The sequence below is a fragment of the Pseudomonas sp. C321 genome (assembly GCF_055407105.1).
In genome coordinates this window covers 415,908-436,098 of the sequence record NZ_JBUZRB010000002.1, presented here as the reverse complement: position 1 = coordinate 436,098, position 20,191 = coordinate 415,908, and the positions used below count along the sequence as shown (strand labels likewise).

Below are 20,191 nucleotides of genomic sequence, written 5' to 3'. Positions count from 1 at the left end.
CAGTACAGATGAAGCGAAAATACACGATTCAGTCAAAGATAGGCAGTATCTGTATGGATTTAATACCGCCTGTTTGGATCTGTATTGATTTCGACGCTCGACTCATCATGGGCACTCATGGCAACAGGTAGATGAGGGGCAGCAAAATGAACGGCTTGAGCGATGTACGGCTGGCGCTACGCAGTCAGGAACTGGCAGCGGGGCAGGAGCGGGCGACGGGCGTGTGCATCCGCCGTAATGCACCTTCCTTCCTCAGCCGCTGGGCCCTTTTCTGGCGCCGTCGGCATACGCGCAAGGCACTGTTGGAGCTGACCGCGGAGCAATTGCGCGATATCGGCTTGAGCCCCGGGCAGGCGCGTCTGGAAGGATTGAAGCCGTTCTGGCGCGGGTAAGGGTTACACCAACTCTTTGAGCCGGTGCCAGAGCATCCCCAGCGCCAGCAGAGGCGAGCGCAAATGCTTGCCGCCGGGGAAGGTCATGTGCGGCACCTTGGCAAACAGATCAAAGCCTCCACCTTGCTGGCCGCTGATGGCTTCGGCCAACAGCTTGCCCGCCAAGTGGGTGGCGTTGAGCCCATGGCCGGCGTAGGCCTGGGCGTAATACACGTTAGGCTGATCAGCCAGCCGACCGATCTGCGGCAAACGGTTGGCGCCGATGCCGATCATGCCGCCCCATTGGTAATCGATTTTTACGCCAGCCAGCTGCGGGAACACTTGCAGCATCTTCGGCCGCATATAGGCACCGATGTCCTGGGGGTCGCGGCCAGAATAGTGACAGGCACCGCCGAACAGCAGGCGCCGGTCCGCCGATAGCCGGAAGTAATCCACGGTTACCCGCTGGTCACACACCGCCATGTTCTGCGGCAGTAGGTCAGCGGCTTGCGCTTCGCTCAAGGGTTCGGTGGCGATGATGTAACTGCCGGCGGGCAGCACCTTGCCGCTCAGTTGCGCATTGAGGTCGTTCAGATAGGCATTGCAGCCCAGCACCAGGGTCTTGGCCCGCACGCAGCCTTGGGCGGTGTGGACTTTGACTTCCGGGCCATAGTCGATACGCACCACTTGCGATTGTTCGAACAGCTTCACCCCCAGTTGCTGGGCGACAGTAGCTTCGCCGAGGGCCAGGTTAAGCGGATGCAGATGCCCGGAGCCCATGTCGATCATCCCGCCGACATACCGGTCGGAACCCACCACGCTGCGCATCTCACCGGCTTGCAGCAGGCGCAGCTCATGGCGATAGCCCAGGCTGCGCAGTTCGTCGGCATCGGCGCTCAGGCCTTCCAGGTCGCGGGGTTTGTTGGCCAGGTCGCAGTAGCCCCAGGTCAGGTCGCAGTCGATCTGAAAACGCTCGACCCGCTGGCGCACGATCTCCACGGCTTCCAGGCCCATCAGCTTCATCTGCCGCACACCGTCGGTGCCGATGACATTGGAAAACTGATCCAGGCCGTGACCGACGCCGCGAATCAACTGCCCGCCATTTCGACCGCTGGCGCCCCAGCCGATCTTGTGCGCTTCCAGCAGCACCACGCTCAAGCCTCGTTCGGCCAGCTCCAGGGCGGTGTTTATCCCGGAAAAACCGCCGCCAACCACGCACACATCGGCCACCACTTCTCCTGCAAGCGCCGGATGATCGGGTTGCGGCAAGCTGCTGGCTGCATAGTAGGAAGCGGTGTGCCGGGCACTGGCTGTCATGGGAGGCATCCGTGTTTGGAAAATTTGACGCAGGATACAGCGGTCGGACGAAGCTGTCTCACCGAGGGTTTTTAAGGCAGAATTCAGGCCTATTCGCTGTTTGGTACCTGTTTCGATGAGTTGTAACAGTCAGAAAATTCGCACGCTGCGCCAGCAAATTCCCTCGTTTGAGTGCGTCCCGGGTTGCCACGACTGCTGTGGGCCGGTGACCACCTCAACCGAGGAAATGTCCCGTCTGCCCCGTAAGACGGCTGCCGAACAGGATGCCGCGATGGACGAACTGAACTGCGTGCACCTGGGGCCCAATGGCTGCACCGTATACGGCGAACGGCCGTTGATCTGCCGACTGTTCGGTACTACGCCGACCCTGCCATGCCCCAATGGCCGCGGCCCGGTGGAGATGATCCATCCACGGGTGGAGAAGCAGATTCATGAGTACATGGCGACGACGCGGCAAGTGCTGGTTTAGTCCGCTCTTCAATCCGGGATGGGTAAACTCAAGCTCTCCTTCACCTCTTCCATCACGATATAGCTCTTGGACTCCCGCACATGGGGCAGTTTGAGCAGGATGTCGCCCAGCAGTTTGCGGTACGAGGCCATCTCGGAAATCCGCGCCTTTACCAGGTAGTCGAAATCCCCCGACACCAGGTGGCACTCCAGCACATGAGGCAGTTTCAGCACGGCTCGTCGGAATTCTTCGAAGGTATCGCCTGATTTGTAGTCGAGGCTGATCTCGACAAACACCAGCAGGCTACCCTTCAAGTGCTGGGGATTAAGCCGGGCGTTGTAGCCCATGATGATCCCTTCACGCTCCAGGCGCCGAACCCGCTCGGTGCAGGGCGTGGTCGACAGTCCGACCTTTTCTCCCAGCTCGGTGAAGGAAATTCGCCCGTCAGCTTGCAGGATACGCAGGATGTTGCGATCGATCTTGTCCAGCTCCCGTTTGGTCTGGGTGTTGGTACGCATAGGGGATGCGCCTCCGTGAAAAGGGTTTTTGCCGAGAATTCTCGCCAAATATAGGCAGTTATATAGTGAAATGCACTGGCGAATGCTTTTTATACTGCGAACATCTTTGTGCTGAACAATAAACGTCAGCGGTCAAGCCGCGATGAGGATATAAAAATGCGTGTTCTGGTCTTGGGTAGCGGTGTCATTGGTGTGGCCAGTGCCTACTATTTGGCGCGGGCCGGTTTCGAGGTGGTTGTGGTCGACCGTCAGCCGGCTGTTGCCATGGAGACCAGTTTCGCCAACGCCGGGCAGGTCTCACCTGGCTACGCCTCGCCGTGGGCCGCGCCGGGTGTGCCGCTCAAGGCCATCAAGTGGCTGCTGCAACGCCACGCGCCACTGGCGATCAAGGCCACCGCCGATATCGATCAATACCTGTGGATGGCGCAGATGCTGCGTAACTGCACCGCCAACCGTTATGCGGTGAACAAGGAGCGCATGGTCCGTCTGTCTGAGTACAGCCGCGATTGCCTCGACGAATTGCGCACCGAAACCGGCATTGCCTACGAAGGTCGCCGCCTGGGTACCACGCAATTGTTCCGCACCCAGGCCCAGCTCGATGGTGCCGCCAAGGATATCGCCGTCTTGAAGGAGTCTGGCGTGCCTTTCGAGCTGCTGGACCGTGCCGGTATCGCCCGCGTCGAGCCAGCCCTGGCCGGCGTCACCGATATCCTGGCCGGTGCCCTGCGTTTGCCCAATGACCAGACCGGCGACTGCCAGATGTTCACCACCCGCCTGGCGGAAATGGCCATCCAGCTGGGCGTCGAGTTCCGCTTTGAACAAGATATTCAGCGCCTGGACCAGGCTGGTGATCGCATCAACGGCGTCTGGATCGACGGCAAGCTGGAAACCGCTGACCGCTACGTGCTGGCCCTGGGCAGTTACTCGCCGCAGTTGCTCAAGCCGCTGGGGATTAAGGCTCCGGTGTATCCGCTCAAGGGTTACTCCCTGACCGTGCCGATCACCAACCCGGCAATGGCCCCGACCTCGACCATTCTCGACGAAACCTACAAGGTGGCGATCACCCGTTTCGACAACCGCATCCGCGTCGGCGGCATGGCTGAAATTGCCGGTTTTGACCTGTCGCTGAACCCGCGCCGGCGTGAAACCCTGGAGATGATCGTCAACGACCTTTATCCTCAGGGCGGTGATTTGACCGAAGCCACATTCTGGACCGGCCTGCGCCCAACCACTCCCGACGGTACGCCGATTGTCGGAGCTACCCCGTTCAAGAACCTGTTCCTGAATACCGGCCATGGCACCCTCGGCTGGACCATGGCCTGTGGCTCTGGTCGTCTGCTGGCCGATTTGATGGCGAAGAAAACGCCGCAAATCAGTGCCGAAGGCCTCGATATTTCCCGTTACGGCAACCACCACCAGGAGTCCGCAAAACATGTTAATCCAGCGCCAGCTCACCAATGAGCGCATGAGCCAGATCGTTGTCCACAGCGGTACCGTGTACCTGGCAGGGCAAGTCGGCGACAACATGAGTGCCGGGATTGAGCAGCAGACCCGTGAAACCCTCGCCAACATTGAGCGTTTGCTGGATCTGGCCGGTACCGACAAAAGCAAGTTGCTGTCGGTGACGATCTACCTGAAAGACATCGACGCCGATTTCGCCGGCATGAACGCGGTGTGGGACAAGTGGCTGCCAAAAGGTGTTGCCCCGGCCCGTGCGACGGTTGAGTCGAAGCTCTGCGAACCGGAAATCCTGGTTGAGCTGTCGGTCGTGGCCGCTCTGCCTTAAAACTTGATCCCTCTCCCGGTGCCGACGCTGTCAGTCGGTGCCGATTTTCTTCCCCTAGCTGCCTAGAAGCCTGCCGCCATGCGTCCTGCCCGTGCCCTGATCGACCTTCAAGCCCTGCGCCACAACTACCAACTGGCTCGTGAAATCAGCGGGGCCAAGGCCCTGGCCGTGATCAAGGCTGATGCCTACGGGCATGGCGCCGTGCGCTGTGCCCAGGCGCTGGAGGCCGAGGCGGATGGCTTTGCCGTCGCCTGCATCGAGGAAGCGCTGGAGCTGCGGGCCGCCGGCATTCGTGCGCCGGTGTTGCTGCTGGAAGGTTTTTTCGAAGCCGATGAACTGCCGCTGATCATCGAGCATGATTTCTGGTGCGTGGTGCATTCGTTGTGGCAGTTGGAGGCGATTGAGCAAGCGACCTTGAGCAAACCGCTCACGGTCTGGCTGAAGCTGGACTCGGGCATGCACCGGGTTGGCCTGCATCCCAAGGACTATCACGACGCTTACCAGCGTCTGTTGGCCAGCGGCAAAGTGGCGAAGATCGTGTTGATGAGCCATTTCGCCCGTGCAGACGAGTTGGACAGTACGAGCAGTGAAGAGCAGGTTGCGGTATTCACGGCGGCTAGCCAAGGCTTGTCGGCCCAGGTCAGCCTGCGCAACTCGCCATCGGTGATGGGCTGGCCGAACGTTTCCAGCGATTGGGTTCGCCCGGGCCTCATGCTGTATGGCGCCACGCCGTTTGGCGAAGACCAGGCGATCGATGCGCGTTTGCAGCCAGTCATGACCCTGGAATCGAAAGTCATTTGTGTACGCGAACTGCCGGCCGGAGAACCTGTGGGCTATGGCGCCAGGTTCGTGACTCAGAAGCCGATGCGCATCGGCGTGGTTGCCATGGGCTATGCAGACGGTTATCCACGCCACGCTCCGACCGGCACACCCGTGCTGGTCGCTGGCCAGCGCAGCCAATTGCTCGGTCGCGTGTCGATGGACATGCTGTGTGTCGACCTGACCGATGTAGCTGAAGCCGGTCTGGGTTCCATCGTCGAGTTGTGGGGCAAAAACATCCTCGCCAGTGAGGTCGCTGCTGCTGCTGACACCATCCCGTATCAGATTTTCTGCAACCTGCGTCGAGTGCCACGGCTCTATTGCGGCGTTTAGCCGTAGGCGACGAACTGAGGGGGTCAGGATTTAGGTCCAAGTGTTGTAAATACTGAACGCTGTCGCCATGATAACGCTCAATTACAATAACGCCTGAATCTAGGAGGCTCCAGCATTGGACGTCGGCGAACGACTGCAATCCATCCGTAAACTGAAAGGTCTTTCCCAGCGAGAGCTTGCCAAGCGCGCGGGCGTTACCAACAGCACTATTTCGATGATCGAGAAAAACAGTGTCAGCCCTTCCATCAGCTCCTTGCGAAAGGTGTTGGGAGGCATTCCCATGTCCATGGTCGAGTTCTTTTCCGAGGAGATCCTCCAGGAAAAACCGACCCAGATCGTCTATAAAGCCAATGAGCTGATCGACATCTCCGATGGCGCGGTGACCATGAAACTGGTGGGCCGAGCGCACCCAAGCCGGGCAATTGCGTTTCTCAACGAGATTTACCCGCCAGGCGCCGACACCGGCGAGGAAATGCTCACCCACGAGGGCGAGGAAACCGGAATCCTGGTAGAAGGACGCCTGGAACTGGTGGTCGGTCTTGAAACTTTTGTGCTCGAAGCCGGCGACAGCTACTACTTTGAAAGCACCAAGCCACACCGTTTTCGTAATCCGTTCGATGTGCCGGCGCGACTAATCAGCGCAGCCACGCCCGCGAACTTTTAAGAAAAGAGGCATCCTGCCTGTATTGCAGCGATACCCGACGCAGTATTCCGTCGTGGTGAATCTCCCCTTCGACAATAGGGTTGTTTCAGTGGGGCGGGCTAACCGTTATACTTTCGCCGCCTGCGAAACCGTGGCCGCAGGCGTGAATAGCCACCATGAGGGTGAACGCGTGAACCTAATTATGAAAATGCTGGCCGCACCAGCAACCGTACTGGCCCTTTGGGCTGTCAGCGCTCAAGCTGCGACCAATGATGATATTGCCAAGCGTCTTGAACCCGTCGGGAAGGTCTGTGTTCAGGGCGAAGAATGCAAGGGGATGGAAGTTGCTGTGGCTGCGGGCGGCGGCGGAGCAAAAACGCCGGCGGATATCGTTGCCAAGCATTGTAATGCTTGCCACGGCACTGGCCTGTTGGGCGCGCCGAAAGTCGGTGATAAAGCTGCCTGGAAAGAGCGCGCCGACCATCAGGGCGGCCTTGATGGCATCCTGGCCAAAGCCATCACCGGCATCAACGCAATGCCACCTAAAGGGACATGTTCCGATTGCTCGGATGACGACCTCAAGGGTGCGATCAAGGAGATGTCCGGTTTGTAAAAAACCGATCTTCGTCAAAAAAGCCGCTTGCGAGCGGCTTTTTTGTGAGCGCGATTTACCTTTCGAGGCTGTTCTTTACAGCAAAGACCCGGCAAGCTCGGTCCAACCCCAATTCATGGAATGTTCGGGAGAAGTCCGATGGTGCAGTTGTGTTCAATCGAGCAAGCGGTCGATGACGTACTGGCGCGGTTGCCAGCGCATATTCACATGGGTATGCCCTTGGGCCTGGGCAAACCCAATCTGTTTGCCAATGCGCTGTACCGTCGCATCGCCAAGCTGCCCGATCGCGCACTGACGATCTACACCGCCCTGAGCCTGGGCCGCCCGACCTTGGGTGACGGTTTGCAAAAGCGCTTCCTCGAGCCCTTTATCGAGCGAGTCTTCGGTGACTATCCCGAGCTGGACTTTCTCGCCGACCTGCACAAGGACAGCCTGCCGGCCAACATTCATGTGCAACAGTTCTTCCTGCAGCCCGGCAGCCTGCTCCACAGCGTTTCGGCCCAACAGGACTATGTCAGCAGCAACTACAGCCATGCCGCCCGCGACATCAACGCCGCTGGCTTGAACGTGGTGGCGCAACTGGTGGCCAGCAGCAGCGAACACCCGGATCGCTTGAGCCTGAGCTGCAACCCCGACATTACCCTCGACCTGCTGCCGATGATCGCCAAGCGGCGCGCGGCCGGGGAAACCATCCTGGTGGTTGGCCAGGTCCACAACGACTTGCCCTACATGCCCGGCGATGCAGAGCTGGGCATGGATCAGTTCGATCTCCTGATCGACGAGAAGGACAGCACCACGCTGTTTTCCACCCCGAACATGCCGGTGGGGTTCCAGGATCACTTTATCGGCCTGCACGCCAGCACCCTGGTGCGTGACGGCGGTACCTTGCAGATCGGCATCGGCTCCATGGGCGATGCGCTGACCGCTGCACTGTTGGCGCGCCAGGCGGATAACGAGGCCTATCGGCTATTGCTCACCGACCTGGACGTATACCAATGGGCGCCGCTGATCAGTCGCGAAGGTGGGGTCGAGCCGTTTGCCCGGGGCCTCTACGGTTGCAGCGAAATGTTCGTCAATGGCTTGCTGGTACTGGCCGATGCGGGCATCGTCCGGCGCAAGGTCTATCCGGACGTTGCGACTCAGGAGCAGGCCAATGCCGGCACCCTGGATGAGGCGGCGCAGCCAGATGGTATTTCGGTGCACGGCGGCTTCTTCCTGGGGCCGCGCAGTTTTTATGCGCGGTTGCGGGACTTGCCCCAGAGCAAGCGCCTGGAGTTCAACATGACCCGCATCAGCTACATCAACGAGCTGTACGGGCAGGAACAACTCAAGCGTTTGCAGCGCCTGGATGCGCGGTTTATCAACAGCGCATTTACCGTGACCCTGATGGGCGCGGGTGTGGCAGACCAGTTGGAAGATGGCCGTGTGCTCAGCGGTGTGGGCGGGCAATACAACTTTGTCGCCCAAGGCCATGCGCTGGAGGGCGCGCGCTCGATCCTGATCCTGCGTAGCTGGCGCGAATCGGCAGGCGAGGTCAGCTCCAACATCGTCTGGGACTATGGCCATTGCACTATTCCCCGGCACTTGCGGGACATTGTCATCACCGAATATGGCATCGCCGACTTGCGTGGTCAGACTGACGCCAAGGTGATTGAGGCGCTGCTGAATATCACCGACTCGCGGTTCCAGGCCGACCTGATCGACCGGGCGCAAAAAGCGGGCAAGTTGCCCAAGGATTTCCAGCTGGCCCCGCGTTTTGCCAACAATACGCCAGAGCGTTTGCAGGCAGTCCAGGCCCGACATGCGCGGTTATTTCCGGAGTATCCGTTGGGCAGTGATTTCACTGATGAGGAGCGGGATTTGTTGCGGGCGTTGAACTGGCTCAAGAGCAAATTCAAGCTGACGGAGATTCTGGAGCTGGGCAAGGCGGCGCTGGATGCACCGGAGCCAAAGGCGTTCCCCCTGCATCTGGAGCGGATGGGGTTGGCCAAGCCGGAGGGGTTGAAAGAGGAACTGTATCAGCGACTACTGTTGGCAGGGCTTCAGGCGACGTCACTGTAGGAGCGAGCAAGCTCGCTCCTACAGTATGTGGGGGCGTCGATTATTCGATGAAGGTTACGACGCCACCCGCCAACGACTGCACCCGAGCCAGCGATTCAACCCGGTAACCCTGCGCATCCAGTTCCGCACGGCCACCCTGGAACGACTTCTCGATCACGATCCCCAAGCCGGCCACGGTCGCGCCGGCCTGTTTGATGATTGAGATCAGCGCTTGGGACGCCTTACCATTGGCCAGGAAGTCATCGATGATCAGCACGCGGTCGCTGCTGGCCAGGTGGCGCGGCGAGATCGCCACGGTGCTTTCCACCTTCTTGGTGAAGGAGTACACCGTCGCCGACAGCAGGTTTTCGGTGAGAGTCAGGGACTGCTGCTTGCGGGCGAAGATCACCGGCACGCCCAGGTTCAGGCCTGTCATGATCGCTGGGGCAATGCCCGACGCTTCGATGGTGACGATCTTGGTGATGCCCGAATCCTTGAACCGTGCGGCGAATTCGTCGCCGATCAGCTTCATCAGGGCCGGGTCGATCTGGTGGTTCAAAAAGGCGTCGACCTTGAGTACATGATCGGAAAGCACGATGCCTTCTTCGCGAATTTTCTTGTGTAGTGCTTCCACGAAAGCTTCCTCAACTGGCGTCTTGTGCGCCGAAAGTAGATTAAAAAGTAGTCAATTCTAGCGCTTTAACATTGCGCGTATATCCGCCAGAGCGGTGTTGCCGCGAACGGCTTTGACTTCGGTCGGTGTGTCGTCGTTGCCTTCCCAGGCCAGGTCGTCCGGAGGCAGCTCATCAAGGAAGCGGCTAGGGGCGCAATCGATAATTTCGCCGTACTGCTTGCGCTTGGCGGCAAATGTAAAGGCCAGGGTCTGACGGGCGCGGGTAATGCCCACGTAGGCCAGGCGCCGTTCTTCTTCGATGGTGTCGGCTTCGATGCTGGAGCGGTGGGGGAGGATTTCCTCTTCCATGCCCATGATGAAGACGTAGGGAAATTCCAGTCCCTTGGACGCATGCAAGGTCATCATTTGCACGCCTTCGGCGCCGTCTTCCTCTTCCTGCTGACGTTCGAGCATGTCTCGCAGGACCAGCTTGCCGATGGCGTCCTCGACGGTCATTTCGCCGTCTTCGTCTTTTTCCAGGGTGTTTTTCAGTGCTTCAATCAAAAACCAGACGTTGCCCATGCGGTAGTCCGCGGCCTTGTCGCTGGAGCTGTTGGTGCGCAGCCAGTTCTCATAGTCGATGTCCATGACCATGCTGCGCAGGGCGCTGATCGGGTCTTCGCCGGAACACTGCTCACGGACCTTGTCCATAAAGCGCTTGAAGCGCGACAGGCGGTCGGTGAAGCGGGTGTCCAGATGCTCGCCCAGACCGATTTCGTCGGTGGCGGCGTACATCGATATCTTGCGTTCGGTGGCGTAGTTGCCGAGCTTTTCCAGGGTGGTCGCGCCGATTTCCCGACGAGGGACGTTGATCACCCGCAGGAAGGCGTTGTCGTCATCCGGGTTTACGATCAGCCGGAAGTAGGCCATCAAGTCTTTGACTTCCTGGCGTCCGAAAAAGCTGTTGCCGCCGGACAGACGATAAGGGATCTGGTGGTGCTGCAGCTTCAGCTCGATCAGCTTGGCCTGGTAGTTGCCGCGATACAGGATGGCAAAGTCGCTGTACGGCCGATCGGTGCGCAGGTGCAAGGTCAGCAATTCAACGGCCACGCGCTCGGCTTCGGCGTCTTCGTTGCGGCAGCGGATCACGCGGATTTCGTCGCCGTGGCCCATCTCGCTCCACAGTTGTTTTTCAAACTCGTGGGGGTTGTTGGAGATCAGCACGTTGGCGCAGCGCAGGATGCGGCTGGTGGAGCGATAGTTCTGCTCCAGCATCACCACTTTCAGGGACGGATAGTCGTCCTTGAGCAGCATCAGGTTTTCCGGGCGGGCGCCGCGCCAGGCGTAGATCGACTGGTCATCGTCGCCCACCACGGTGAATTGGTTGCGGATGCCGATCAGCAGCTTCACCAGCAGGTACTGGCTGGCGTTGGTGTCCTGATATTCATCCACCAGCAGATAGCGGACTTTGTTCTGCCATTTTTCGAGGATGTCGGCGTGTTCCTGGAACAGCTTCACCGGCATCAGGATCAGGTCGTCGAAGTCCACCGCGTTGAACGCCTTGAGCGTGCGCTGGTAATGGGTGTAGACGATGGCAGCGGTCTGTTCCTTGGGGTTGCGTGCGTTTTCCAGGGCTTCGGGCGGCAGGATCAGGTCGTTTTTCCACGAGCCGATCATGTTCTTGATCTCGTCGACGCCGTCGTCGCCCGCGTATTCCTTCTGCATGATGTCGGTCATCAGGGCTTTGACGTCGGTCTCGTCGAAGATCGAGAAGCCCGGCTTGTAGCCCAACCGCAGATGCTCCTTGCGGATGATGTTCAGCCCCAGGTTGTGGAAGGTACACACAGTGAGGCCGCGGCCTTCGCCACCCTTGAGCAGGGTGCCGACACGCTCTTTCATTTCTCGCGCCGCCTTGTTGGTAAAGGTCATGGCGACGATGTACTGGGCGCGGATGCCGCAGTTCTGGATCAGGTGCGCGATCTTGCGGGTGATCACGCTGGTCTTGCCGGAGCCTGCGCCGGCGAGCACCAATAGAGGGCCGCCGACGTAGTTCACGGCTTCTTGCTGCCGGGGATTGAGTCGGGACATACAGAGTTCAGGGAGTCATTGATCAAAAGGGCAGGTATTTTAACAGGCTGGCGAGATTCTGCTGCCTCTGAACGACAGTGTGACGTACCACTCGATCTAAATTTGCCGGTTTTGTTACTTTGCCGCAGGATGTGCGGGGTATTAGAGTCTATTGTTTGATCTAGAACCGCACTGCGCTGTATTTGATAACCAATATCATTTGTCATTACCAGGCGGCACGTCATAATGCCCGCCGCCAACGAAATTTTGCAGAGTCTAGGGAGCTAGCTTGTCTACGCCTGTCGAACCCTTGCGTTTGCTGCTACTGGCCGATGAGCCAGCGTGGGCAGCGTTGTTGCGCGAGTGCCTGGTGCCGATGGGCGATGGGGCTGTGCTGATCAGCTCGCCAAATTGGGAGTCTGTGAGCAGTCTGTTCGATGACGACCGCACGGCGGTGTTGTTGACCACTCCCAGCCTCCAACCCGGGCCCGGCCGTTGCAGCCTGCCCTGCGTGTTGTTGTTGGAACAGGAGCCGCTGGTAGCGCCGTTGGGCGTCAGCGACTGGTTGGTCCGCACGGCATTGGATATCGATACCTTGCGCCGGTGCCTGCGCCATGTCCGCGAGCGCGGCTTGCTGGAAAATACCTTGCAGCGCCTGGCCGAACAAGACCCGCTGACCGGCATCGCCAATCGCCAGGGCTTTCAGACCCTGCTGACCGCACGCCTGGCTGAAAACGAAGGACGTGGCCTGGCCCTCGGGCACCTGGACCTGGACAACTTTCGTCACGCCAACGACGCCCTCGGCCACCAGGCCGGCGACCGCCTGATTCTGCAAGTGGTCTCGCGGCTCAAGAGCCAGCTGGAGGCCGGGGATCAACTGGCGCGCCTGGGCAGTGACGAATTCGCCCTGCTGATCGACACCCGCCGGGCGCCCCAACGCGCCGAGTGGATGGCCGAGCGCATCACCGAAGCCATGGCCGAACCCTATTGGGTAGATGGCGAAAGCCTGCTGATCGGTTGCAGCCTGGGGGTAGCCCACGCTCGCGCCAAGGCTGGCGCCGACCCGCTGATGTGGCATGCCCATATCGCCATGCAACAAGCCAAAAGTACCCAGGGCTGCACCTTCCATATTTTCAACGAGCGCATCAACCGCAACGCCCGCAGCCTCGCCGACCTGGAAAGCGAACTGCGCCGGGCGCTGCGCCGTGATGAGCTGGAGTTGCATTACCAGCCACGGCTGGACCTGGACGACGGGCATATCGTCGGCCTGGAGGCCCTGGTGCGCTGGCGCCATGGCGAGCGCGGCCTGTTGCCGCCCAGTGAGTTCGTGCCCCTGGCCGAGCAGAGTGGCTTGATTGTGCCGCTGGGTTACTGGGTGATTTCCCGGGCCTTGCGTGACATGCAGGACCTGCGCGAACGCGGGATTGCGCCGCTGCACATGGCGGTCAACCTGTCGTTCCGTCAGTTCCAGGACAGCCAATTGTTGTCGACCCTTAGCCGGCTGATTGCCGAGCGGGGAGTGGACGCGCAGTGGCTGGAATTCGAACTGACGGAAACCGCCGTGATGCGTCGCAGCGATCTAGTCAAGCAGACCATGGACGCTCTCGGCCGCCTGGGGGTGCGTTTTTCCCTGGATGACTTTGGCACCGGGTTCTCATCGTTCGTGCACCTCAACAGCCTGCCGATTGCCTTGCTGAAAATCGACAAGAGCTTTGTCGGCGGCATGGAAGAGCGCGAGGAAAACCGCAAGCTGGTCCACGCCATGATCAACCTGGCCCACAACCTAAACCTGGAAGTGGTGGCCGAGGGTGTGGAAACGCCCGAGCAGTTGGCGTTGCTGAGGTTGTTCGGCTGTGATCAGGCCCAGGGGTATCTGATCAGCAAGCCGTTGCCGTTGGCGGAGTTGGTGGAATACCTGAGGTTTGGTGACAGTCAGCAGGCATTGCTGGGAGAAGTGATCTAGTCCGGCTGCGCTGCCTGAAATTCATTGTGAGTTTCAGGCAGCGTTCCTTCCCGGCGAATCATCCGCTTCATCTTCGCTTCAAACGCCCACGTCAGGCTTACCGCTGCGCACGCCAGGCCTAGGGCCAAGCCCCACCAGACGCCGGTCGGCCCCCAGCCGAGCGTGAAGGCCATCAACCAGGCGGCTGGTGCGCCGATCAACCAGTAGCAACCCAGCCCCACCAGGAACGTGGTCTTGGCATCCTTGAGCCCGCGAATACAGCCCATGGCGATGGTCTGCACGCCATCGAACAGCTCAAACCAGGCCGCAACAGCCAACAGGCTGACCGCCAGGCTGATGACATCGCGAAACGCCGGGTCATTGTGGTCGAGGAACAGGCCGATCAACTGGTTCGACAGCAGCCAGAACATCATCGCAAACCCGAGCATCGCCACCGCCCCGAAGACAATCCCGACCCTCCCGGCCAGACGTGCATCCAGCAGTTGCCCGGCGCCATAGTGCTGGCCGATGCGCATGGTGATTGCGTAGGACAACCCCGCCGGCACCATGAACGCCACCGAGACGATTTGCAGGGCGATCTGGTGCGCCGCCAATTGCGTGCTGCCCATGGTGCCCATGCACAGCGCTGCGAATGCAAACAACCCGACTTCCACCGCATAGGTGCCACCAATTGGCAGGCCCAGGCGCCACAGTTCTCGCAGGTACTGAAGGTTGGGACGCAACAGGCCCTCGCACAGCGGATAAGCGTCGTAGGCCCGGTTGATTTTGATGTACCAAATCAGCGCCAGGGCCATGCAGTTGGCGACTATGGCGGTCACCAGGCCAATGCCCATCAGGCCCAACTTAGGCAGGCCGAACATGCCTTCGATCAAGGCATGGTTGAGCAAATAGTTGATCACCGTACCGGCCAGGCTGATCACCATGACCGGCGTCGCCTTGCCGATGGCACTGGTAAATCCGCGCAGGGCCATGAAGGTCAGGTAGCCGGGCAGGGCGAACGGCAGGATCATCAGGAACTGCCCGGCCGAGTGCACGTTGGTTTCCGTCTGGCCGAACATCAGCAGCACCGGCTTGAGGTTCCACAGCAGTAAGCCGGCCACCAGCGCCATCAGCCACGCCAGCCAGAGCCCGGCCTGGGTCAGCCGGGTGGCGCCTTCAATGTCGCCCGCGCCCTGGCGGATGGCGACCAGCGTGCCGACGGCGGCGATCACGCCGATGCAGAAGATCGATACAAACGAATAGCTCGCCGCGCCCAAGCCACCGCCAGCCAGGGCTTCGGGGCTCAGGCGAGCCATCATCAGGGTGTCGGTCAGCACCATCAGCATGTGCGCCAACTGTGAGGCAATCAACGGCCCTGCCAGCCGCAGAATGGCCCAGAGTTCGGTACGTGCCGGATGCTGCATGTTCATCACACTCAAAAAAACGGAGGAAAGGGGAAGGGTTGATTCTCGGCGCTCTCAGCACTTTGCACAAAGGGATAAATGCGATGGTTCGCATGATTAAAACTCATGCTTGAGAGATTCTGGTAGGGTTTCGAGATTGCGCTGTCGGAGCTGTCCCTATGTCTCGTCGTCTTCCTCCGCTTTATGCCTTGCGGGCATTTGAAGCCGCGTCGCGATACAACTCCTTCACCCGTGCGGCAGAGGAGTTGTCCATTACCCAAAGTGCGGTCAGCAGGCACATTCGCACCTTGGAAGAGCATTTCGCCTGCCGCCTGTTCCAGCGTAGCGGCCGCACCTTGCAGCTCACCGAAGCGGCGCGATTGTTGCTGCCCGGTGTGCGCGAGGGCTTTGCCGCCCTGGAGCGTGCCTGTCATACCCTGAACGCCGAAGATGACATCCTGCGCATGAAGGCACCGTCCACCCTGACCATGCGCTGGTTGCTGGCGCGGCTCAGTCGTTTCCGGCATTTGCAGCCAGGCAATGAAGTGCAATTGACTAGCGCCTGGATGAGCATCGATGAAGTGGATTTCAATCAGGAGCCCTTCGACTGCGCGGTACTGCTGAGCAATGGCCATTTTCCACCAGACTGGGAGGCCAGTTACCTGTTTCCCGAACTGCTGATCCCGGTGGGTGCGCCCAACCTGCTCAGCGACGGGCCCTGGGACGCTGTGCGCCTGGCCACTGCCGAACTACTGCACCCGACGCCAGATCGTCGGGATTGGCGCAATTGGTTGGAGCGCATGGGGCTGTCGTCCCAGGTATCGCTCAAGGGTGGGCAAGTGTTCGACACCTTGGAGCTGGGCATGATCGCCGCTGCCCGAGGTTATGGGGTGTCGATGGGTGATTTGCTGATGGTGGCCGAAGACGTGGCCCAAGGCCGGTTGAGCCTGCCGTGGCCGACCGCTGTGGCCAGTGGGGAAAATTACTATCTGGTTTGGCCGAAAACCCGTCCCGGTGGTGAACGCTTGCGCAGGCTCTCGGACTTCCTTCAGGGCGAGGTCCGGGCCATGGAGTTGCCTCAGGTCGAACGGCTCGACTGACTCGGTGTAGTGCCCCAAAACAATGCGTTTGAGTGGCGCCTCTGTGACTCACTCAAGTATTGATCAGCCCCGCCGAAGTAGGTGTGACGTAGCCGTTATTCTTTAGCGGCTCAGCGTGCCCCCCTATTAGAAAATTTGCCGAGCTGCGCTATGAGATCAGGATGATCCGGGCCTCGGCCAGGAGCTGTCATGTCTCAACCACGCGCCCGGATTGCCTCCCAGCTGGGTCTTGCCTTAGCGGTAATATTGGCTGTCGTCATCAGCGGCAGTACCGTCTTCGCCCTGCGTTCCCTGGACTCGGCCAACCTCGACACTCGGGAAGAACACCTGGCCAGCGAGGCGCGGTTGCTCGCCGACCAACTCAATACCTTCCACAGCACCTTGCGCGAGAGCACCCAGCGTTTGAGCGGGTTGTTCGAAAAACGCTTCGGCGCCGGCTTGAGCGTGCGTGCAGACCAGCCGGTGACAGTGGCCGGCGTGCAGACGCCGAGCCTGTACCTCGGTACTGAGATGCTCAACAATAACTTCGACGAAGTCGACGAGTTCAAGCAGATGTCCGGCGGCGTGGCCACGGTGTTTGTGCGCAGCGGCGATGACTTCATCCGGGTCAGTACTTCCCTGACCAAGCAGGATGGCAATCGCGCCATCGGTACGGTACTGGATCGCCAGGGTCCGGCCTATTCGCGCCTGCTGGCCGGGCAGAGTTACATCGGCCGAGCGGTGTTGTTCGAACGCTCCTACATGACTCAATACAGTCCAGTGCGTGATACGGCCGGCAAGGTCATCGCCGTATTGTTTATCGGTTTCGACTACACCGATGCGCAGAACACCCAGTTCGACAACCTCAAGCGTTTCCGTATTGGCCAGACCGGCTCCCTGGCGTTGCTGGACGAGCAGCAGCGTTGGCTGGTGCCGCCGGCCGGCGTGCAAGCATTGGATCAATCGGTTCCGGTAATGCTCGATCTGGCCAAGAAACCGGGTAAGGGCCGTTTCTGGAGCGACAAGAACGAAGACTTCTACAGCGTTTCGGTGTCGTTCGACGGTGGCCCGTGGTCGGTGATGGCAAGTATGCCGAAAGCTGAAATCCGCGCGGTGACCTGGTCGGTGGGCATTCGCCTGGTGATCGGCAGTGTGCTGGCTATGTTGCTGGCGGTGGGCGCGACGGTCTGGCTGCTGCGCAGCAAATTGGCACCGCTTGGGGATCTGGTGCGCCAGGCCGAGGCCTTGGGCGCCGGGGATTTGAGTGCGCGCTTGAATGTGTCCAGTCACGACGAAATCGGTCAGTTGGCCCGCAGCTTCAATCAGATGGGCGAAGCGCTGTCGAACATGGTGTCCCATATCCGCAAGGCCGCCGAAGAGGTCAACAGCCGCGCTCAGGCGCTATCCGGTCTGTCCGGTGGTGCCTATGAAGGCATGGAGCAGCAGTCCGGCGAGATCACCAGCATGGCCGGCGCAGTGGAAGAATTCAGCGCCACGTCGCTGAACATCGCCGACAATATGGGCAGTACCGAACGCCTGGCTCAGGAAAACGCCCAGCAAACCCGGATCGGCCGTACCTCGATGCAAGAGGCGTCGTCGTCCCTGGAGCATATCGCCACCTCACTGAACAGCACGGCGACGGTGATCAACACCTTGGGGCAGCGCTCCCAGGAAATCGGCGGGATTGTTGGGGTGATCACCTCGATTGCCGAACAGACCAACCTGCTGGCCCTCAACGCCGCCATCGAAGCAGCACGGGCCGGCGAGCAGGGTCGTGGCTTTGCGGTGGTGGCCGATGAAGTGCGCAACCTGGCGTCGCGCACCCGTCAGGCCACCGACGAGATTTCCGGGATGATCCAGAGTATCCAGCAGGAAACCGGCAACGCCATCAGCACCATGGAGCAAGGCAACGTGTTGATGCAGGAAGGCCTGTCACGCAATGCCAACGTGGCTTCGGCTCTGGCGCGGATAGACGAGCAAAGCCGCTCGGCCGGCCAGCAATTTGCCGCGATCACTACCGCAACCCAGGAACAGAGCAGCACTGCCACATTGCTCAGCAGCAACTTGCAAAGCATTGCCCTGGCCAATAGTGAGCAGCGGGAAGTGGTGTCGAACCTGGCGATTACTGCCAAGGAACTGGAGACGTTGGCGGCGGGCTTGCGCGATGAGGTTGACCGATTCAGGTGAGCATCAAAACTGTGGCGAGGGATTAGCTGATCGTTGCTGGCCGATACTGCAACGCTTCTGCCAAATGATGGCGACCGATCGCTTCCACCTGCTCCAGATCCGCCAAGGTGCGGGCGACCTTCAACAATCGATGCGCCGCCCGCAGCGACAAAGTCAGCCGCTCGCAGGCGGTCTCCAGCCAGCCTTCATCGACTTTCGCCAGCGCGCAATGCTCGCGTAGCCCCGGCAAGTCGAGAAAGGCGTTGGCACAACCCTGGCGCTGCTGCTGGCGGTCGCGGGCCTCGGCGACACGTACTGAAGCGCTGGCCGTGTCGTCTCCGGCTTGTGTGGCCGGGTTCAGCGCGGTGCTTTCCCGCGCAACGGTCACGTGCAGGTCAATTCGGTCCAGCAAGGGCCCGGAGAGTTTGTTGCGATAACGCTGAATCAGTTCCGGTGTGCAGCGGCATCTCCCGCTCGGTTCGCCCATATAACCGCAAGGGCAAGGGTTCATCGCCGCCACCAGTTGAAAGCGCGCCGGGAAACTCACTCGGTCGCGGGCGCGGGAGATGACGATAAGGCCCGACTCCAGTGGCTCGCGCAGTACCTCCAATACCTTGCGATCAAACTCCGGCAACTCGTCGAGAAACAGCACGCCGTGATGGGCGAGAGTGATTTCTCCAGGCTGCGGTTTTGAGCCGCCGCCCACCAGTGCCGGCCCTGAAGCCGAATGGTGGGGTTGGCGAAATGGTCGGTGCGGCCAATGGCTCAGTGGTGCCAGGCTGACCACCGACTGAATCGCCGCTACCTCGAGCGCTTCCTGCTCGCTCAAGGGAGGCAGCAACCCTGGCAGGCGACTGGCGAGCAAGGTTTTGCCGGTGCCTGGTGGCCCGCTGAACAACAGATTGTGGGCGCCTGCTGCGGCAATCAATAACGCTCGCTTGGCCGCCAACTGGCCCTGGACTTCACTCAGGTCGGGGTAGGGCTTGTTCAGGTACATCAGGCCACTGGAAACGAAGGGCTCAATCGGCACATGCCCATTCAGGTGCGCCACCACTTGCAGCAGGTGATCTACCGCAATCACCTTCAAGCCGGAGGCAAGGCACGCCTCTTCGGCATTGGCCCGAGGCACTATCAAGGTGCGCCCGGCCTTGCGTGCTGCGAGCGCTGCTGGCAACACACCCTTTACCGCGCGTACTTCGCCGGACAGCGCCAGTTCGCCGAGGCATTCCACGTCATCGAGCATCAGTGATGGCACCTGCACGCTGGCGGCGAGAATTCCCAGGGCAATCGCCAAATCAAAACGCCCGCCGTCCTTGGGCAGGTCGGCGGGCGCGAGGTTGAGGGTGATACGGCGGGCGGGATATTGCAGGGCAGAGTTGAGAATGGCGCTGCGCACCCGGTCCTTGCTTTCCTTGACCGCCGTTTCCGGCAAACCCACTAGCGTAAGCGACGGCAAACCATTGGCCATATGCACCTCGACGGTGACGGCGGGGGCTTCGACGCCAATCTGGGCGCGGCTGTGGACGATGGCGAGGGACATGCTCGTTCCTTGAGATGGAGGGCCGCTTCCTGCGGGTTTTTCAAGAGTAGACGAGGTGGGGAAGAGCGAGGCGGGGAGGTTTTACAGAACGTGACCAAACTGTAGGAGCGAGCTTGCTCGCGAAAATAGTTAACGATAACGCGGGCATTCTGAATGAACGCGGCGCTCTCGGGCTCTTCGCGAACAGCTCGCTCCTACAAGGGCAGGCGTTATTCGGTGGGTGGATGCAACCGCGCTTCCAGCTCCGCCACCTTCGCCTCCAGGCTCTCCAACCGCGCACGCGTGCGGGCCAGTACAACCATCTGGCTATCAAACTCTTCCCGGCTGACCAGGTCCAGCTTGCTGAAGCCGCTCTGCAACAAAGCCTTGAACTGGCTTTCGATTTCGTTGCGAGGCAGCGGGGTTTCGCCGCTGAACAGGCGGGAGGCGTGGCCGCTCAGGGCGTCGAGGAGGTCTTTGGGAGCGAGCATGGGAAATATTCCGGAAAACTGTT

General features: G+C 60.3%; 18 protein-coding genes. 11 read left to right on the top strand and 7 right to left on the bottom strand.

Going from position 1 to position 20,191, the window contains the following annotated elements; genetic code table 11:
• The first annotated feature begins 146 nt into the window (after positions 1-146).
• Positions 147-392 (top strand): DUF1127 domain-containing protein, encoded by a 246-nt coding sequence (locus ACZRJ6_RS08015; protein ID WP_463967630.1) that lies wholly within the window; start codon positions 147-149, stop codon positions 390-392.
• Between the two features lie 3 nt (positions 393-395).
• Here ACZRJ6_RS08015 and ACZRJ6_RS08010 read toward each other — a convergent pair whose 3' ends face one another.
• Positions 396-1,688, bottom strand: coding sequence for an NAD(P)/FAD-dependent oxidoreductase (locus ACZRJ6_RS08010; protein ID WP_463967631.1), 1,293 nt, complete (start codon positions 1,686-1,688; stop codon positions 396-398).
• 115 nt (positions 1,689-1,803) lie between these two features.
• On the opposite strand from ACZRJ6_RS08010, the gene ACZRJ6_RS08005 reads away from it, so the two are divergent.
• Entirely contained in the window at positions 1,804-2,157 is a 354-nt protein-coding gene (locus tag ACZRJ6_RS08005; protein WP_149412596.1) for a YkgJ family cysteine cluster protein, read from the top strand.
• Between the two features lie 8 nt (positions 2,158-2,165).
• Here ACZRJ6_RS08005 and ACZRJ6_RS08000 read toward each other — a convergent pair whose 3' ends face one another.
• Positions 2,166-2,654: an Lrp/AsnC ligand binding domain-containing protein gene (locus ACZRJ6_RS08000; RefSeq protein WP_003177284.1), complete on the bottom strand. Its 489-nt coding sequence runs from the start codon at positions 2,652-2,654 to the stop codon at positions 2,166-2,168.
• Between the two features lie 156 nt (positions 2,655-2,810).
• Between ACZRJ6_RS08000 and dadA the strand changes: the two genes are divergently transcribed.
• From dadA to ACZRJ6_RS07970, 6 genes are all read left to right on the top strand, one after another.
• The gene (gene dadA / locus ACZRJ6_RS07995; protein WP_463967632.1) at positions 2,811-4,115 is read left to right on the top strand and encodes a D-amino acid dehydrogenase; all 1,305 of its coding nucleotides are present in this window, start codon (positions 2,811-2,813) and stop codon (positions 4,113-4,115) included.
• Positions 4,087-4,440: a RidA family protein gene (locus ACZRJ6_RS07990; protein ID WP_463967633.1), complete on the top strand. Its 354-nt coding sequence runs from the start codon at positions 4,087-4,089 to the stop codon at positions 4,438-4,440. Before dadA ends, ACZRJ6_RS07990 begins: the two co-directional genes overlap by 29 nt.
• 78 nt (positions 4,441-4,518) lie before the next feature.
• Positions 4,519-5,592: an alanine racemase gene (gene alr / locus ACZRJ6_RS07985; protein WP_463967634.1), complete on the top strand. Its 1,074-nt coding sequence runs from the start codon at positions 4,519-4,521 to the stop codon at positions 5,590-5,592.
• A gap of 115 nt (positions 5,593-5,707) precedes the next feature.
• Positions 5,708-6,256 carry a cupin domain-containing protein gene (locus ACZRJ6_RS07980; protein WP_017135864.1) on the top strand — a complete coding sequence of 183 codons (549 nt, stop codon included), beginning with the start codon at positions 5,708-5,710 and terminating at the stop codon, positions 6,254-6,256.
• A 181-nt stretch (positions 6,257-6,437) separates the two neighbouring features.
• Positions 6,438-6,848: a c-type cytochrome gene (locus ACZRJ6_RS07975; RefSeq protein WP_463967635.1), complete on the top strand. Its 411-nt coding sequence runs from the start codon at positions 6,438-6,440 to the stop codon at positions 6,846-6,848.
• Positions 6,849-6,986: 138 nt separating this feature from the next.
• Positions 6,987-8,909: an acetyl-CoA hydrolase/transferase C-terminal domain-containing protein gene (locus ACZRJ6_RS07970; RefSeq protein ID WP_463967636.1), complete on the top strand. Its 1,923-nt coding sequence runs from the start codon at positions 6,987-6,989 to the stop codon at positions 8,907-8,909.
• Positions 8,910-8,949: 40 nt separating this feature from the next.
• Here the strand turns inward: ACZRJ6_RS07970 and ACZRJ6_RS07965 are convergent, their stop codons facing one another.
• Together ACZRJ6_RS07965 and rep are read right to left on the bottom strand one after the other, a co-directional pair.
• Positions 8,950-9,522, bottom strand: coding sequence for a xanthine phosphoribosyltransferase (locus ACZRJ6_RS07965; protein WP_463967637.1), 573 nt, complete (start codon positions 9,520-9,522; stop codon positions 8,950-8,952).
• Positions 9,523-9,579: 57 nt separating this feature from the next.
• Positions 9,580-11,589 (bottom strand): DNA helicase Rep, encoded by a 2,010-nt coding sequence (gene rep, locus ACZRJ6_RS07960; protein ID WP_350615157.1) that lies wholly within the window; start codon positions 11,587-11,589, stop codon positions 9,580-9,582.
• 268 nt (positions 11,590-11,857) lie between these two features.
• Here rep and ACZRJ6_RS07955 point away from each other — a divergent pair, with 268 nt between their 5' ends.
• Positions 11,858-13,531 carry a putative bifunctional diguanylate cyclase/phosphodiesterase gene (locus ACZRJ6_RS07955; protein WP_463967638.1) on the top strand — a complete coding sequence of 558 codons (1,674 nt, stop codon included), beginning with the start codon at positions 11,858-11,860 and terminating at the stop codon, positions 13,529-13,531.
• On the opposite strand, the gene ACZRJ6_RS07950 is transcribed toward ACZRJ6_RS07955, so the two are convergent.
• Positions 13,528-14,940 carry a NorM family multidrug efflux MATE transporter gene (locus ACZRJ6_RS07950; RefSeq protein WP_463967639.1) on the bottom strand — a complete coding sequence of 471 codons (1,413 nt, stop codon included), beginning with the start codon at positions 14,938-14,940 and terminating at the stop codon, positions 13,528-13,530. The two genes, ACZRJ6_RS07955 and ACZRJ6_RS07950, sit on opposite strands and share 4 nt — an antisense overlap.
• Before the next feature lie 152 nt (positions 14,941-15,092).
• Between ACZRJ6_RS07950 and ACZRJ6_RS07945 the strand changes: the two genes are divergently transcribed.
• Both ACZRJ6_RS07945 and ACZRJ6_RS07940 read left to right on the top strand, forming a co-directional pair.
• Positions 15,093-16,013, top strand: a complete 921-nt coding sequence (locus ACZRJ6_RS07945; protein WP_463967640.1) for a LysR substrate-binding domain-containing protein — start codon at positions 15,093-15,095, stop codon at positions 16,011-16,013.
• Between the two features lie 189 nt (positions 16,014-16,202).
• Positions 16,203-18,179, top strand: a complete 1,977-nt coding sequence (locus tag ACZRJ6_RS07940; protein ID WP_463993532.1) for a methyl-accepting chemotaxis protein — start codon at positions 16,203-16,205, stop codon at positions 18,177-18,179.
• Between the two features lie 22 nt (positions 18,180-18,201).
• Here ACZRJ6_RS07940 and ACZRJ6_RS07935 read toward each other — a convergent pair whose 3' ends face one another.
• Positions 18,202-19,698, bottom strand: coding sequence for a YifB family Mg chelatase-like AAA ATPase (locus ACZRJ6_RS07935; RefSeq protein ID WP_463967642.1), 1,497 nt, complete (start codon positions 19,696-19,698; stop codon positions 18,202-18,204).
• Between the two features lie 209 nt (positions 19,699-19,907).
• Positions 19,908-20,168, bottom strand: a complete 261-nt coding sequence (locus ACZRJ6_RS07930; RefSeq protein WP_463967643.1) for an accessory factor UbiK family protein — start codon at positions 20,166-20,168, stop codon at positions 19,908-19,910.
• Between the last annotated feature and the right edge of the window lie 23 nt (positions 20,169-20,191).

Coding starts and splice junctions, on each gene's coding strand:
- ACZRJ6_RS07945 (WP_463967640.1), top strand. CDS start 15,093: ATGTCTCGTCGTCTTCCTCCGCTTTATGCCTTGCGGGCATTTGAAGCC.
- ACZRJ6_RS08005 (WP_149412596.1), top strand. CDS start 1,804: ATGAGTTGTAACAGTCAGAAAATTCGCACGCTGCGCCAGCAAATTCCC.
- ACZRJ6_RS07930 (WP_463967643.1), bottom strand. CDS start 20,168: ATGCTCGCTCCCAAAGACCTCCTCGACGCCCTGAGCGGCCACGCCTCC.
- rep (WP_350615157.1), bottom strand. CDS start 11,589: ATGTCCCGACTCAATCCCCGGCAGCAAGAAGCCGTGAACTACGTCGGC.
- ACZRJ6_RS07970 (WP_463967636.1), top strand. CDS start 6,987: ATGGTGCAGTTGTGTTCAATCGAGCAAGCGGTCGATGACGTACTGGCG.
- ACZRJ6_RS07935 (WP_463967642.1), bottom strand. CDS start 19,698: ATGTCCCTCGCCATCGTCCACAGCCGCGCCCAGATTGGCGTCGAAGCC.
- ACZRJ6_RS08000 (WP_003177284.1), bottom strand. CDS start 2,654: ATGCGTACCAACACCCAGACCAAACGGGAGCTGGACAAGATCGATCGC.
- ACZRJ6_RS07990 (WP_463967633.1), top strand. CDS start 4,087: ATGTTAATCCAGCGCCAGCTCACCAATGAGCGCATGAGCCAGATCGTT.
- ACZRJ6_RS07940 (WP_463993532.1), top strand. CDS start 16,203: ATGTCTCAACCACGCGCCCGGATTGCCTCCCAGCTGGGTCTTGCCTTA.
- dadA (WP_463967632.1), top strand. CDS start 2,811: ATGCGTGTTCTGGTCTTGGGTAGCGGTGTCATTGGTGTGGCCAGTGCC.
- ACZRJ6_RS07975 (WP_463967635.1), top strand. CDS start 6,438: ATGAAAATGCTGGCCGCACCAGCAACCGTACTGGCCCTTTGGGCTGTC.
- ACZRJ6_RS08015 (WP_463967630.1), top strand. CDS start 147: ATGAACGGCTTGAGCGATGTACGGCTGGCGCTACGCAGTCAGGAACTG.
- ACZRJ6_RS08010 (WP_463967631.1), bottom strand. CDS start 1,688: ATGACAGCCAGTGCCCGGCACACCGCTTCCTACTATGCAGCCAGCAGC.
- alr (WP_463967634.1), top strand. CDS start 4,519: ATGCGTCCTGCCCGTGCCCTGATCGACCTTCAAGCCCTGCGCCACAAC.
- ACZRJ6_RS07950 (WP_463967639.1), bottom strand. CDS start 14,940: ATGAACATGCAGCATCCGGCACGTACCGAACTCTGGGCCATTCTGCGG.